This window comes from Catenulispora pinisilvae, assembly GCF_015356865.1.
GTDB classification, from domain to species: domain Bacteria; phylum Actinomycetota; class Actinomycetes; order Streptomycetales; family Catenulisporaceae; genus Catenulispora; species Catenulispora pinisilvae.
Window position 1 is genome coordinate 15,875 of record NZ_JAAFZA010000117.1, and the last position, 15,372, is coordinate 31,246.

At 66.6% G+C, this 15,372-nt stretch carries 10 protein-coding genes; 9 read left to right on the forward strand and 1 reads right to left on the reverse strand.

Annotated elements, in window-relative coordinates; translation table 11 throughout:
- The first annotated feature begins 12 nt into the window (after nucleotides 1-12).
- The 7 genes from IZR01_RS28170 (at nucleotide 13) to IZR01_RS28200 (ending at nucleotide 10,265) form a co-directional block, all read left to right on the forward strand.
- Entirely contained in the window at nucleotides 13-2,229 is a 2,217-nt protein-coding gene (locus tag IZR01_RS28170) for a non-ribosomal peptide synthetase (RefSeq protein ID WP_228560374.1), read from the forward strand.
- Entirely contained in the window at nucleotides 2,226-3,458 is a 1,233-nt protein-coding gene (locus IZR01_RS28175) for a cytochrome P450 (protein WP_194891209.1), read from the forward strand. The genes IZR01_RS28170 and IZR01_RS28175 overlap by 4 nt, the downstream gene beginning before the upstream one ends.
- A gap of 18 nt (nucleotides 3,459-3,476) precedes the next feature.
- On the forward strand, nucleotides 3,477-3,692 hold the full coding sequence (locus IZR01_RS28180) for an MbtH family protein (protein WP_194891210.1): 216 nt from the start codon (nucleotides 3,477-3,479) through the stop codon (nucleotides 3,690-3,692).
- Nucleotides 3,693-3,781: 89 nt separating this feature from the next.
- Nucleotides 3,782-5,371, forward strand: a complete 1,590-nt coding sequence (locus tag IZR01_RS28185) for an MBL fold metallo-hydrolase (protein WP_194891211.1) — start codon at nucleotides 3,782-3,784, stop codon at nucleotides 5,369-5,371.
- 138 nt (nucleotides 5,372-5,509) lie between these two features.
- Complete coding sequence (locus IZR01_RS28190) at nucleotides 5,510-7,255, forward strand: fatty acyl-AMP ligase (protein WP_323746055.1); 1,746 nt, start codon at nucleotides 5,510-5,512, stop codon at nucleotides 7,253-7,255.
- A 91-nt stretch (nucleotides 7,256-7,346) separates the two neighbouring features.
- Entirely contained in the window at nucleotides 7,347-8,528 is a 1,182-nt protein-coding gene (locus IZR01_RS53525; RefSeq protein WP_194891213.1) for a cytochrome P450, read from the forward strand.
- An 837-nt stretch (nucleotides 8,529-9,365) separates the two neighbouring features.
- The gene (locus IZR01_RS28200) at nucleotides 9,366-10,265 is read left to right on the forward strand and encodes a ParB/RepB/Spo0J family partition protein (RefSeq protein ID WP_194891214.1); all 900 of its coding nucleotides are present in this window, start codon (nucleotides 9,366-9,368) and stop codon (nucleotides 10,263-10,265) included.
- A 174-nt stretch (nucleotides 10,266-10,439) separates the two neighbouring features.
- On the opposite strand, the gene IZR01_RS28205 is transcribed toward IZR01_RS28200, so the two are convergent.
- Nucleotides 10,440-12,494, reverse strand: coding sequence for an AMP-binding protein (locus IZR01_RS28205; protein ID WP_194891215.1), 2,055 nt, complete (start codon nucleotides 12,492-12,494; stop codon nucleotides 10,440-10,442).
- A gap of 675 nt (nucleotides 12,495-13,169) precedes the next feature.
- Here IZR01_RS28205 and IZR01_RS28210 point away from each other — a divergent pair.
- The gene (locus tag IZR01_RS28210) at nucleotides 13,170-13,370 is read left to right on the forward strand and encodes an MbtH family protein (protein ID WP_194891216.1); all 201 of its coding nucleotides are present in this window, start codon (nucleotides 13,170-13,172) and stop codon (nucleotides 13,368-13,370) included.
- A 50-nt stretch (nucleotides 13,371-13,420) separates the two neighbouring features.
- The coding region (locus tag IZR01_RS28215) for a condensation domain-containing protein (protein WP_194925608.1) at nucleotides 13,421-15,372 on the forward strand (1,952 nt) is incomplete at its 3' end.

Genomic DNA, 15,372 nt, shown 5'->3' on the forward strand with positions numbered 1-15,372 from the left:
GGGCGTGTTGGTATGACGGATCAACAGAAGAATCTCAGTATCGCGGACCTTTCGCAGGAGCTGACTGCCGCCTTGTCAGCCCGGGCGAAAGAGCTCGACGAGACACTCGAATCGGTTGTGCACGAAGCCTGGGAATTGGCGCTGAGCTGGCTGCCGCCGCACGGCGCCGGAGACATCGGCTGCACACTGGATTTCTCCATGCGCCCGCCTGACGACCGGATGCGGTTGAGCCTGGAGTACCGGCCCGACGAATTCGCCCGCGAGGACGCTGACCGGCTGCTGGCCTTGCTGGGCCGGATACTTGAAGCGGTGGAGAGGAACCCGGGCCAACCGGTCGAGAGCGTACAACTGCTCCACGCCGCCGAGCTGCGCCGGATCCTGATCAACAGGACCGGTTCCGGGGACCGCCAGCCTCCCCTTACCTTGGGCTGGCTGCTGGAGCAGCCGGTGAAACGGAGTCCCGACCGCATCGCGCTGGTCCAGGGGAGCGAGGCGATCTCCTATCGCGAGCTGGAAAGCCGCGCGAACCGGCTCGCTCGTCTGCTCATGGCCAGCGGGGTGGGACCGGGGCAGCTGGTGGCGTTGGCCCTGCCGCGATCCATCACCTTGATCACGGCCGTCTTCGCCGTGGCCAAGACCGGAGCCGCGTTCCTGCCGCTGGACCACGGCTACCCGCTCGATCGCCTGTCCTTCATGCTCGACGACGCCGCACCGGCGCTCCTGTGCACCACCGCGGAGGCCGCCGAAGGTCTGCCGGCGCGATCGTGGCCGCCGCAACTGGTGCTGGACGACGCCGAACTCGCCGCCCGCATCCGGGACCTGTCGGACGCGAATCCGGATCCGTCCGGAGTCCGGGCCGGCCGCGCGGCGACCGAACTGGCTTACGTCATCTACACCTCGGGCACCACCGGCCAGCCGAAGGGCGTCGCCGTGACGCATTCCGGACTGGTGGATCTGGCGTCGGCCGCGGTCGACCAGATGGCGCTCGGCGCCGGCGACCGGATACTGCAGTTCTCCTCGCCGAGTTTTGACGCGTTCGTCTTCGAGTTGCTCGCGGCCTTCGCCGCCGGAGCCACCCTCGTCATCCCACCGTCCGGGACGACCCTGGCCGGGGAGGCGTTGGCCGAGATGCTCGCCGAGAGCCGGGTCAGCCACGCGGTGCTCCCGCCGGTGGCCGCCGCGAGCATAGACCCCGAGGCAGTGCCCGAACTGCGCACACTTCTGGTGGCTGGTGAGGCGTGCACCGGCGATCTCGTCGCCCGGTGGGCTTCGCGGTGCCGAATGATCAACGCCTATGGCCCGACAGAGGCGACGGTGTGCGTCACCATGAGCGAGCCCCTGTCCGGCTCGGCAACCCCGTCGATCGGCGGGCCTGTCGTGGGTGCCCGCGTGTACGTGCTGGACCGGGACCTGCAGCCGCTGCCTGTGGGAACGCCGGGAGAGCTCTACGTTGCCGGCGACGGCCTCGCCCGCGGCTATCTGGGCCGCCCGGCACTCTCCGCCGAACGCTTCGTCGCTGATCCGTTCACGGGCAACGGTGACCGCATGTACCGGACCGGCGACCTGGCCTCCTGGCGAAGTGACCGGAGCCTCTCCTACCACGGCCGGGTCGACGATCAAGTCAAGCTGAGGGGGTTCAGGATCGAACTCGGCGAAGTGGAGGCGGTGCTGGCCGGCCACCCACTCGTCGCACAGGCGGTAGCCGCGGTTCAGGAGGACGAACGAGGAACCAGGCAACTCGTCGCCTACGTGATTCCCGCCGGCTCGGAGCAACCGTCATCGGGCGAGCTGCGCGAACACGCCGGCCGCTCCCTCCCCCACTTCATGGTGCCCGCCGCTTACGGCATCATCGACGCCCTTCCCACGACACCGAGCGGCAAGCTTGATCGGCGAGCGCTCCCGGTGCCGATCCCGGTTCAAGCCGCGACCGTGCGTCCTGCCCACACCCCCGCCGAGCTCGCATTGTGCGAGATCTTCGGCGAGGTGCTCCAGCGCGCTGACGTGGGTGTGACGAGCAACTTCTTCGAGCTGGGCGGCGACAGCCTGCTCGCCGTCTCGGTGATCCAGCGGGCACGCCGGGCGGGCTTCGCGCTCTCGCCCATGGAGATCGTCAACAATCCGACCGTCGAGGCGCTGGCCGCGGTCGCGGAACCGGTCGGCCTGTCACGTGGACGAGGAGCCGGATCAGCGAGGCCGTCCGACACCGACAGGATAGGCAGTGCACGATGACCGCGCGGTCCATGGTGTCGCCCGAAGAGATCGATGACATCGATCTTGCCGACCCCCGCCTGCACGCGGAGCGCGACCTGAGCGAGGTATGGCGCCATCTGCGCGCAACAAGGCCCGTCCATTGGCAGTCGGCGCGCGAGGACAGGCCCGGATTCTGGGTGATCACCCGACATGCCGACGCGATCGCCGTCTATCGGGACAAGGGCCACTTCACGACGGAGCGCGGCAACGATCTGGAAATGCTGCTCAGCGGCAGCGACCCGGCCGGCGGGACGATGATGGCCGTCACCGACGGGCTTCGACACAGCTTGCTCCGCAGCATCATGATGAAGGCGCTCTCCCCGCGGCGGTTGGACGAGATGTGGCAAGAACTGTGCCGCAGGGTGGACGCGTTGCTCGCGAACGCGATCGACGACGCGAACTGCGACTTCGTCCGCGACGTGGGGGGTGATGTCCCTCTGGGGATGATCTGCGACCTTCTCGCCGTACCGGAGTCCGACCGCAAGTACCTCCTGGATCTCACTGCTCGATCCTGGAGTAAGCACGCCTCCGACACGCCCCCGGAGGACGGCCGGACCGCGCAGGGCGAGATTCTGCTCTACTTCGCGGACCTGGCCGACGAGCGGCGCGGTGGCGACGGCGAGGACGTGGTGAGCCTGCTGGCGAACAGCCGTGTCGACGGCGAGTACCTGAGCAACGCCGAGGTCATGGCCAACTGCTACGGCATGATGATCGGCGGCGACGAGGCCCCGCATCACGCGATCAGCATGGGGCTGCTGGCCCTGATGGAACATCCGGACGCCTGGTCCCAGCTCAAGAGCGGCGGCGTGCGACTGGAGTCCGCGGCGGAGGAAGTCCTGCGCTGGACGGTGCCCGCCCTGCACGCTGGTCGCACCGCGACGGGCGACGTCACCGTGGGCGGCCGGCTGATCAGGGACGGGGATGTCGTCAGCGTGTGGATCTCCTCGGCCAACCGGGATGCCGAGGTATTCGAGGACCCGGACCAGTTCCATCTCAACCGAACGCCGAACGAGCACCTTTCCTTCGGCTTCGGCAAGCACTTCTGCATCGGGCACTATCTCGGACGCATGGAGGTCCAGGCAGTCCTGGACGGCTTGCGCCGGATGGTCGCGACCATCGAGCAGGTCGGACCGGAGAGCTGGATCTACTCGGACATCCTGCACGGCTTGAATTCGCTGCCCGTGGTTCTTCGCAGCTCGGCGGCTTGACAGGAAAGGACATCGCCCATGTCGAATCCGTTTGAGGACCCCGAGGCCCAGTACCTGGTCCTGGTGAACGAGGAGAACCGGCACTCGCTGTGGCCGGCGTTGGCGGCCGTGCCGGGGGGCTGGAAACGGGCGTTCGGCGCGGCCGAGCGCCAAGAGTGCCTGGACTACGTCGAGAGGTCGTGGACCGACATGCGGCCCACAAGCCTGATCGCGGCTATGGACGGCGTCGCTTAGCCACACCGCCGAAGCAACTCGACAACCTGATGGGCTGATGGGCGCCGCCGCCTTGGCGGGCTCCCGCCATTTCCGGACAGAGGAAACAGATGGCCGACAACACCGAGACCCGGTATCTCAGGTCCAACGTGATCCTTGAGCCGCTGGTCGACCGGTTCTACGCGTGGCTGCACACTGTGGCGCCGGTTCAGGCCTCGATGAACCTGGCGAACGTGCAGCTGCCGCTCCTGGAATCGTATCTGCAGTCCCCACAGGTTCACGTCTCGGCGAGCACCGACCCGAAGTTTCGTGGCGGCTACTACGTCGGCGTTCCGCAGTCCCGCGCGGCGGAGATCGCCGCTTTGGTCGCGGACATCAAGAGGGATCGGGCTCCGATGCTGGAGTTCGCCGCGGCAGTCGCCGAGGCCGAGAACCTGATCCGGCAGAACGCGACCGGATTTGATCTCTCCCCCCTGTACCCGAGGCTCCCCTCGGCCATCAGGGGACTCGTGGAAATCTGCTACGACACCAGCAACCAGCCTTCGCTTCATTACATCGAGCCGCTGGTATACCAGAGCGCCGCCTATATCGAGCAGCGGCAGTCGGTCCAGCTCTCCCTGGACGACGGTGCGGAGCGGCCGTTCATCCTGAGCACTCCGCGCCTGCCGTCAGCCACCACGCTCGACCTGGCACTGCCATTCCGCCATCCGGGCCTTGAGGAACTGGTCGGCGCACGGATCAGGCCGACGACGGCAGCCCGGCTGCGTGACGCGCTCGACCTCGACGACGGGCAGGCACGTGCCCTCGACCAGCTGCTGGACGCGAGCCCGAGCCTCTCGGCGGACCGGCACATTGAGGGAGGCGGCCGGATCCGCTATTTCGGCCACGCCTGTCTTGTGTTCCAGACGACCGAGGCCGCGATCGTCACCGACCCGTTCATCAGCACCGACAACCGGTTCGGCGACCGCTTCACCTTCGACGACCTCCCGGATCGCATCGACCTGGTCCTGATCACCCACGGCCATCAGGATCACATCGTCCTGGAGACCCTGCTCCAACTGCGCGGCCGAGTGGGGTCGGTGGTGGTTCCGCGCTCGTCCCGGGGAAACCTTCCCGAACCGTCGATGGCGCAGTATCTCAGGCACCTCGGCTTCCCGGTGACCGAGGTCGACGATTTCGACGAGGTCGCCTTCCCCGGCGGGAAGGTCACCGCGACACCGTTCCTGGGCGAACACGCCGACCTCGACATCCGCGGCAAGTCAACGTTCTGGGTGGAACTGGCCGGCAAGTCGGTCTTCGTGGGTGCGGACTCCTCGGGTATCGATCCAGCCCTGTATCGCTACATCCGCGGGCATCTGGGTCGCGCGGACATGGCGTTCCTCGGTTTGGAATGCGACGGGGCTCCGCTCACCTGGCTCTACAAGGGTCTGTTCACCAAGCCGGTGAGTAAGAAGATGAGCGACTCCCGCAAACTGTCCGGGTCGAACGCGGTACAGGCCGGCGCCATCATCAGCGAACTGGGGACGGGGGAGGCTTATGTCTACGCGATGGGCGAGGAGAGCTGGCAGGGGCACATCATGGCCACCTCGTATACGGAGGACAGCTACCAACTCCAACAGATCGACGAGTTCCTCCTCTGGTGCCAGGACCGTGGGATCGCCGCCGAGCACCTGTTCAACAAGCGCGAGTGGCGTTGGTGACGCGCGCAGACGCCTCGTGGCCCGCAGTGAGCACGGGAAAGTCGACGGAGTCAGGCAAGCGGCGGACAGACGAGACCAGGGCACGGCGCTTCAAGCGTGTTCACCACCAACGATAGGATGGCAGTGAGAACTGGATCCGTGGCCGAACGAAGCCCCCTGACGCTTCCCGCTCTTCTGGCCCACCGCGCGGAAACAGCGTCCGACCAGGTCGCGTACGTTCACCTCGTCAATGGCGAGGAGCCCGGCGAGCAGACCACCTACGGGGAACTGCACGCCGCGGTGCAGAGCAGGGCGCAGGCGCTGGCCGGACGGCCCGACGCAGCCCGCAGCGCGGTGCTGATGTATCCCACCGGCCTGGAGTTCGCCCGCGGCTTGCTGGCCTGCGCCGCGGCCGGGATAGCCGCGGCGCCTGTGCAGGTTCCGGCGCGACCACTGGCAGCACAGCAGTTGCGTGGAATCGCCGACGACGCCGGCACCAGCTTGGTGCTCACCACTCGGTCGGTCCGCGACCAGGTGTACTCAGACTTCGGCGAAATGCCCGAACTGGCTGGCCTTGATCTGGTCGCGACCGATGATCTGGCTCCGTCTGGGCCGCTCGTTCGGCTGCCCGAAGTGGGGCTGTCCGACGTGGCGTTGCTCCAATACACATCCGGTGCCACTGGTTCGCCCAAGGGCGTCATGGTCACGCATGCCAACTACTGGGCCAACACCGCGGAGACCGACGCGCTGTGGCCGTTCGGCGACGACAGCACTGTCGTGACCTGGCTTCCCGTGTTCCACGACATGGGAGTGATGCTCGGAGTGGTGGTTCCGCTGTGGGCTGGGTGCCCTGCCTACCTAATGGAGCCGGAGGCTTTCATCCGGCGTCCCGCCCGCTGGCTGGAGGCGCTTTCCCGATTCGGCGGCACCCATTCGTCCGCGCCGAACTTCGCCTACGAGCTCTGCTTGCGCGACCGTCCCCGGGGGCCGATCGATCTTTCGCGCTGGCGTGCGGCGATCAGCGGGGCGGAGCCGGTGCGTCCGCGCACGGTGCACGAATTCATCGAGAAGTTCGCCCCCCACGGCCTGGACCCGCGTGCCGTCTCCCCGGCCTACGGGCTGGCCGAGAACACCCTGAAAGCCTGCGGCAGCCGAGCGGACACCGAGCCTGCCCAGCTCTGGCTGGACGCCGACGAGCTCGGAAAGGGGCGTGTGGTCCTCGTTCCGGGCGATCCCGCCGGGGACAGCGAGTCGACCAGCACCGCAGTCCCGGTGATGAGCTGCGGGGTCCCCGTCGGCGGGACCCGGATCCGGATCGTGGACCCGCACGCGCTGCGAGCCGTCGGCCCGGATCGGCTCGGCGAGATCTGGGTCTCTGGCCCGTGTGTGGCTGCCGGGTACATAGGCCGTGAAGAGGAGAGCGAGCGGAGCTTCCGGGCACGTATCCGGGATGAGGAGGAGGCCGGCCCGTTCCTCCGCACCGGTGACACCGGATTCGTACGGGACGGTGAGGTGTATGTCACCGGCCGAATGAAGGACATGATCATTATCAAGGGCCGCGACCGCTATCCGCAGGATCTGGAGTATTCGGCGGAACAGAGCCACCCACTCTTGCGTCCAGCCTCGGCCGCCGCTTTCGTAGTGGCCACCGATGAGCAGGAGTCCCTGGTCCTGGTGGTGGAGGCCGACGGCAAGGCGCTGCGGTCCGCGGGAATCGACGTGCTGACCGAGGCCGTACGCGGGGCGGTGGCGCGCGACCACCGGCTCGAAGCCGCGGACGTGGTGCTCATACGTCGCGGTGCGCTGCCGAGGACCACCAGCGGCAAGATACGGCGCAATGCCTGCCGTGAGCTGTACGAGTCCGGTGCGCTGCCCAGATTGGGCCGGGCCTTGGAGCGCGCGTGATGGCATGACCCGGAAGGGCCCCGATCATGCCTACACCCCGTAAGGCATCCGGGGACAGTATTTGGTTTCATCATCCGACTTTGGAGCTGGTGTGAGCGCCATTCCTGAAATCGACCTTGCCGATCCGGCCGTACTGTCCGACCCGTTCACTGTGTACGGACGAGCGCGGGAACAGAGCCCCGTCGCACGCCTGCTGAAGCCCGGCCTCGGCGCGATGTGGGCGTTGACCCGATACGAGGACGCCAAGGCGATGCTCACCGACGTGCGCTTCGAGATGAACGCGAACAGCTACGTGCGTCCGGACGTACCGGAGCTGCAGCAGCAGGAAAACATACAGCAGATGGACGGCCCCAAACACGCTCGTCTCCGCCGCCTTCTCTCGACGCCCTTCACCGCACGCCGAGCCGCCGAGTTCCGGCCTGCCCTGCAACGCACTGTGGAGTCCTTGCTCGATGGCCTCGCGGGGCATGCCGACGGTGAACCGGTAGACCTACTTGGGCAGTTCAGTCGACCGTTTGCCGTCCACGTGGCCTGCGAACTGGTCGGAATCGTGCCGGAGGACTACGACACCTGGCGGACCCACGCCGCGGCCGTCGCTGTCGGTCACGGCCCCGAATTCATGCAGGCCGTTCCCGGCATCGCGCGTGCCGCGACGGAGGCGGTCGCCCGCAGTCGCCGGGAGCGAGCCCTCGGCCTGCTCGCCGAACTGCTCGGCACAGACGCCGAAGACCAGGACCAACTGACCGACACAGAGCTGATCACCGTGGTCTGGCATCTCGTTCTGGCCGGACAGGGCCCGGCCTACCTCATCGCCAATTCCGTCGAAGTCCTCCTCCAACACCCCGTCCAGCTCGCCGAGCTACGCGCCGACGAATCACTGATGCCCGGTGCGGTCGAGGAGTTGACCCGCATGCACGGACCGCAGGTGCTGACCCTCCCGCGATACGCTCGCGAGGATGTCGAGATCGCCGGCATGACGATTCCGCGCGGCGACCGCATCTGCGCGGTGCTGGCCAGCGCGAATCGCGACCCGCGCGTCTTCGAGGATCCGGATCGGCTCGACTTCCGCCGCGTGCCCGGTCGGCCTGCGCACCTGGGATACGTGCACGGCTCGCACTTCTGTCTCGGTGCGGCGTTGGCACGCGTCCAAACCGGAGTCGCGCTCAGCATGCTGTTGCGCCGCTTCCCGAAGCTCGCCCTCGCCGGAGGGGACGTCCTCCGCATTCCGAACTCGGAGTTCTGGCGGCCCACCGCACTCCTCGTCACGCTTTGACCTCGGCTATTCGTGCGCCCAGCAGAGCAGGAGTTGCTTCCGTGACGTAGCGGTTCTGCTGATGGTTCGCAAGCTCGTGAACTTGGTACTGCCGACGGGTCAGCGACTCAGGAAACTGGGAACCACCGGCTGCGGCCGCGGATACGGTCCGGGGGAGTCAGGCCACTTTCAGGGCAGAGGTCTTGGTCGGTCTCAAAGTTGGAAGGCGCGTGTCCGGCGTCGATGTCAGCTCGCCTCGCCATTGCCGTGGACCCCGATGTCGGACCAGGAGCGCAAGGTCCGCGCTGGTGGCGGCCAAGTTCGTCGAGATCGAGATCTTAGACGGCGCGGTTCAGTGTCCGACCGAACCCGCGGGATCGAGTGTACGGACTTGTTCGGGATCCGTGCCCGTCCACCCTCAGCACCCGAAGATAGTTCTGCGTCTGATGGTCGAAACCGCGCGGGCGGCGGCCTTGGCGTGGTCCATCTAGCTGCCGCTGAACCCTGGCGGCACGGTCAGAGGAAGGTTGTGGCTTCGGTGTTGTCGTGGCCAGACAAGGCGTCTCGTCTGCGCGGGCTGTGGTGCCGGGCTACCAATTCAGCGGCCACTGTGCACAGCGCGATCGCGGAGCTGTGAGGGGTGCTCGCCGGGCAACGGGGGATGTTCGTCACCGAAGACTCGGGTGTTCGGGCCGGACGGACAGGCCATGCAGGAACGTGTTCTGACAGCCGAGATACAGGGGAGCGGTTTTGACTGCGGGGACGAATGCAGCCGGGATGGTCCGCTCGAACAGGGCGCACCAACAGACGGCGCCCGTTGCGGAGGGCATGCGGGTTGAGAGCATCTCTTGTGTCCCGGTGAACTCGATCGCGGCCGGCGACTCGCCGCGCAGCGCCGGGCTCGATGAGGAGCACGTCCGGATGCTCGCCGACGCGGGATCGCCGTTGCCGCCGATCCTGGTCCACCGCGACACCATGCGGGTGATCGACGGGGCGCACCGGCTGGCCGCCGCCCGTCTGCAGGGCCGGACCGTTATCGAGGTGAGGTTCTTCGACGGCAGCGCCGAGGACGCGTTTCGGCTCGGCGTCGTCGCGAACGTCGTTCACGGCCTGCCGTTGTCGCTGGCCGACCGGCGGCGTGCCGCCGCACGCCTGATCGCCACCCATCCCCAGTTGTCGGACCGGGCCATCGCGCGCTCGGCCGGGCTCTCGCCGAAGACCGTGGCATCGATACGGGACAAGGCGGATGAGACGCGGGAGCCGGCCGCCAAGTCCAGGCGGGTGGGCATTGACGGCCGTACGCGGCCGCTCAACCCGGCAGACCGCCGCCTGGTCGCGAGCAGTCTGGTGCAACGGCGGCCCGAGGCATCACTTCGTGAGCTGGCACAGGAGGCGGGGATCTCTGTGAGCACCGCGCGGGACGTGCGTAACCGCGTGCTGGCAGGGGAGGACCCTGTTCCTCGGCGGCTCCAGATGGCACGGGAGGCGGGTACGTTCTCACCTGAACCCGCGCTAAGCGACATCGACGCGCATATGAACAGACTGCGGCGTGATCCGGCACTGCGTTATTCGGACTCGGGCCGCGCGCTCCTACGTTGGCTCGACGCGGGTATGGCTGCCCTGGGCCAGCTGCAGACATTGGCCGCACCGGGCGTGCCGCCCCACTGCGAGGCCACTGTCGCGCTGGTCGTCCGGGCTTATGCCCAGGGCTGGTCCCAGATAGCAGACGGTCTTGCCCCCGTGGCGCCCGACTCCTGACGGCCGGTCCACGTTGTGTTCGACTGAGGAAATCCACGGTCGAACACCAGGGGCCTGCAGTCGTCGCTCGGTCGCGCGAACTGCCAGCAAGCAGCGGGGTTCAGCCGCGCGGCCTCTGCCCTGGCGGAGCAGGGGCAGAGGCCGCAGTGGAGCCGGTGATCGGCCGGCGTCGTTTCAGGAGAGCGGTGCTGGAGTTCTCACGAGAGTCATCGCGTACTCCACCAAAGCGTTGACGGTGCCGTACTTCCACACAGCCATCTCATCGATCTTTATCAGCAGAGCGTCCTCGACCTCGGCGATAATGCTCATGCTGTAGACCGAGTCCATGCCGTATTCGGCGAGCTCGGCGTCTGCCGCGATCTTCGCGATGGGGCGGTCGAGGTAGTGCGCGACGCGCTCAAGGAGCCAGGTCCGGATTTCGTCGGGGGAGCTTTCGGCGTTCACTGTCATCATCTGTGGTTCCCCTTTGAGCATCCTTTGGCGGAATTCGGTTACCGCGTCGGTGAGTTCCTCGTGCAGCGGTTTCAGTGCCGCCGCCGCGAAGCGTTCCTTCATTGCCGTGCGCTGTATCTTGCCGCTGGTGGTGCGGAGCACGCTCCCCGGCGCGACGAATACGATGCTGGGCAGCGGGATGCTGAACTCGCGGACGAGGGTGGCGCGGATCTGGCCGGCCAGATCGCGATAGTCCGTCTCCCAAAGACCTCTCGGTCGGATCTCCTGCACAATGACTACGGAGTCTGCGGGCTCCTCCAGTGCGAAGACCGCGCTCGGGTATTTGTCGAGTCGAGGGTCTATTCGGCGCACGGCCAACTCAAGGTCCTGTGGGTACAGATTGCGCCCTCGGACGATCAGCACGTCCTTCAGCCGTCCGGTGATGAACAGTTCGTCGCTGTCGATCACGCCGAGGTCTCCGGTACGGAAGTACCCCGACTCGCCCGCGACAGACTGATCGAAAACCTCGGCGGTCAAGGCATCCTGGCGCCAGTAGCCCCGAGCCACGCTTGCCCCGCGGACCCAGACCTCGCCCACGTTCCCATCAGAAAGCGGGAGCCGGCGCGCAGGGTCCACTATCAGGACCCGAGATCGGTCCACTGCCCCGCTGCCCACCAGGACGTGTTCGCCGCTCCCGGGTGCGGCGTGGACGAGCTTGCCCAGCGCGAGTGAATCCGCATCGACGATGGCCGTGGTCGGCTCAATGCCTCTGCGCTTGCCGCTGACCATCAGTGTCGCCTCGGCCAGGCCGTAGCAGGGGACGTATGTCTGCGGCCGGAAACCTGCCGGCGCGAACTTCTCGGCGAACGCCTTCAGGGTCGCCGCCTGGATGGGTTCAGCGCCGTTGAACGTGACCTGCCAGCCAGACAGGTCCAGCTTCGCGATCCGCTCCGGTGTCAGAGTACGAACGCACAGCTCGTAGGCGAAGTTCGGCGCCACGGTGAAGTCGATGTCCAGCTCGTCGATGAGCTCCAGCCAGCGGTAGGGCCGCCGGAGGAAGTCCGTCGGAGAGGCGAGGAACATCGTGCCGCCGATGTATGCCATCCAGAGGATTTGGCCGATCAGGCCCATGTCGTGGATAACCGGCAGCCAGCCGAAGCCGCGGGCGTGCGGGCCGACGTCCGCGCACTCACTGATCAGTTCCATGTTGCTCAAGAGGTTGCCATGAGTGATCATGACGCCCTTGGGCTCGCTGGTCGACCCGGATGTGTACTGCAACAGCGCCAGGGCGTCGGTGTCCGGTTCCGGCAGCTCTCGTCCGGCGTCCAAAGCCGGATCCAAGCCGCGGGCCGGGCCACATGGCGTCGCGGTGCCGAATTGCTCAGCCAGCCACTTCTCCAGTATCGGGACACCGGCTGAGTCGGAGAGCGCCACGACGATCCCGGCGTCCTCCACGATCCTGGCGACCCGGTCACGCGCGGAGCTGAAACCCTCGGGCATCGGCGCCGGCACCGCGACCATGCCGGCGTACAGGCAGCCGAAGAAGCCCACGACGAAGTCCAGTCCCGGGGGGAAGCAAAGGAGGACGCGATCACCGGGCTCGGCGCGATCGCAGAGCCAGCCGGCGAGTCGGCGAGCCTGCTCGTCGAGATCGCGGTACGACAGCGTGTCGCTGGTCTCCGCGGTTGTCATGTCTTTGATGAAGCAGAATGCCTGCCGATCCCCGATGGTTTGGGCCTGCTGCCTGACGACCCCTGCATAGTTTTTAGCGTGCTGTGATATCACGGTGACCTCCATCTCCCGGCATCGAACAGCGCGGAAAACACCGTGAACCGACGCTAGTCGACCGCGCTAAAGCTGTCCTTAAGCGGTCTATTCCAAGCTGTTTGAAGGGTTCGTCAACCAGCATGAGCGCCGTGCTCGCCAGCCTCGCATTGACTTAAACAGGCGGATTCGCGACCTGGGAAGATAGCGGACATAGATGTGCCTATCGCGACAGATTGGTCCCGCCGGGCCGCTGTACGGCCGGCTTGACAGGGTTCTCACGTCGGAGGTACGAATGACACGGTTCTGCGGTACTGCAAGCGCGTCCCTGCCTTGTTCGTACGGCAACCGAGGCTAACGTCAACGGGGGGTGGCGGCGCCATGTCGCGATATCAAATAGAGCACGTGAAGCTATTTCCGCGCGGTATCCCCGTGGATGAATAGCATGTTCGTGCCGTGTCACAGTCCATCAACGTTCTGACGCCGGCGGCTTGCGGGATAGTCCCCATTCACATGGGGATCGCAACGCCATGATCGGCAACAATTGTCACCTGTTGTTCATTGCCTATTGGTCCCATATGCAAAACCCCTTCGGGGTCGTCGAGAGTCGTCTCGACGATCGGCTTCCACGCGCCCGGCGGTGCGCGTGTGCTCGCCCGAATCCGCCATCCGGTTCCGTCACACGTCGCATTTGGAGGGAAAACTCGCATGTCGAATCCGTTCGAGCAGGAGGACGGCCGCTACCGGGTCCTGCGCAACCAAGTCGGTCAGCACTCGCTGTGGCCGGTGTTCCTGCAGGTGCCGGACGGCTGGACCGTCGTCCACGAGGAGGACTCGCGCGCGGCCTGCCTGGAGTATGTGGAGCGTAACTGGACCGACCTCAAGCCGCTCGCGGTTGCCGGCGAGTGACCTCGAATCCGTATATCAGCCCTCGATAATCATCGGGAACCGGAGTCGTGATGGGTGTCGAAGCGTCCGAAACCGTGCCACTGCTGACCGCTCAGCTCGGAGTCTGGGTGGGGCAGAAGCTGCGGGCCGAGAGTCTGATCTTCAACATGAGCCAGTACATCGACATCGACGGCTCGGTGGACCTCGGCATTCTGCGCGCCGCGCTGCGGCGGGTGCTCGCCGAGACCGAGGCCCTGCGCGTCCGGATCGTCGAGACTGACGACGGGGTCGGGCAGCAGATCCTCGGCGTCGACGACCTCGCTTGGGATTTGACGTTCCACGACCTGTCCGCCGAACCGGACCCGGCCGCCGCGGCCCGGGCCTGGATGCGCGCTGACATGGCCCATCCGTTCGACCTTGCCGCGGCGCCGCTGTTCACCGGCGCCGTGCTGAAGCTGTCTGAAGGACATCACTACTGGTACCAGCGCTGCCACCACATCGCGCTGGACGCTTACGGCTGCTGGCTCGTCGTCCGCCGCGCCGCCGAGATCTACAGCGCTTTGATCCGGGGAGCGGAGATCCCGGAGACCACTGTCAGGCCTTTGTCCCGGCTCCTGGAAGATGATGCGGAATACCGTGGCTCGCAGCAGCGGGAACGAGACCGTGCCTACTGGATCGGCCGCTTCGCGGCTGATACCGAACCGCTTCTGCTGACCGGCCGATCCGCGCCGCCCGAGGACTTCGCGCTGCGCGAGACGGTTCATCTCGCCAAGGAGACCGTCACGGCCGTCTGCATCGCTGCCGGTCTCGGCAAGTCCGCCTGGCCCGGTGCGGCGCTCGCGCTGACCGGTTCCTACCTCGGCCGCCTCGCCGGCGTGCGCGAGGTCACCGTCGCACTGCCTGTGACCAGCCGGGTGACAGCGGTCCAAAGGCACACCCCGGGCATGCTGGCGAACGTCTTGCCCCTGACCATCCAGGTGCGGCCCGAAGCGGGTATCACGGACGTGCTGACCGAGGTCTCCAACGCCGTCCGCGGGCTCCTGCAGCACCAGCGCTACCGGCAAGAGGACCTGCACAACGACCTGCGCCGCGAGCGCGGCCAGCGGACCTTCGGCCCGATGGTCAACGTCATGTCCTACGACGCCGACCTGGACTTCGCCGGAGTACGCGGCGTCGGCTACCAGCTCACCAACGGGCCGGTCGAAGACCTCGAGATCACCATCAGCCCGACCGGCGCGGATTCGGACACGCTGCGTCTGGACTTCGACGTCAACCCCGCGCTCCACACCCGCGAGGACGTCGCGGCGATCGCGTCCAGGTTCCTCCGTTTCGCCGAGGCGGTGGCGGCGGATCCGAGGCTGCCGGTGGGCATGGTGGATCTGCTCGACAGGGGCGAGCGCCACCGGGTGCTCACCGAGTGGAACGGCACACCTCATCAGGTTCCTGACACGACGCTCGTGGGCTTGTTCGAGGAGCAGGTGCGGCGTTCGCCGGATGCGGTGGCGGTGCTGTGTGCGGACGAGCGGGTTTCGTATGCGGATTTGAATGCCCGGGCGAATCGTCTGGCGCGGTTGCTGGTGGCGCGGGGTGCTGGTCCGGAGTCGTTGGTGGCGGTGGCGCTGCCGCGGTCGGTGGACCTCGTGGTCACGGTACTGGCTGTTCTCAAGACTGGTGCCGGCTATGTGCCGGTGGACGTGGAGTACCCGGCTGAACGCATCGAGTTCATGCTGGCTGATTCCGCGCCGGTATGTGTCGTCACTGTGTCGGTCGTGGACATCGAGGTTTCGGACGGGATCGGCCGACTTGACCTGGATGCGTCGCAGACTGTTGATCGCCTGGGTGCTCTGTCCGGCGAGAACCTGGGTCCTGATGAGCGTTCAGGCGTGCTGGACGGGAGTTGTCCGGCGTATGTGATTTATACGTCTGGTTCGACGGGGCGTCCTAAGGGTGTGGTGGTGGAGCATGGCAGTGCTGTGGATTATGTGTTGTGGGCTGTTCGGAGTTATCCGGGTCTTGGTGGTCG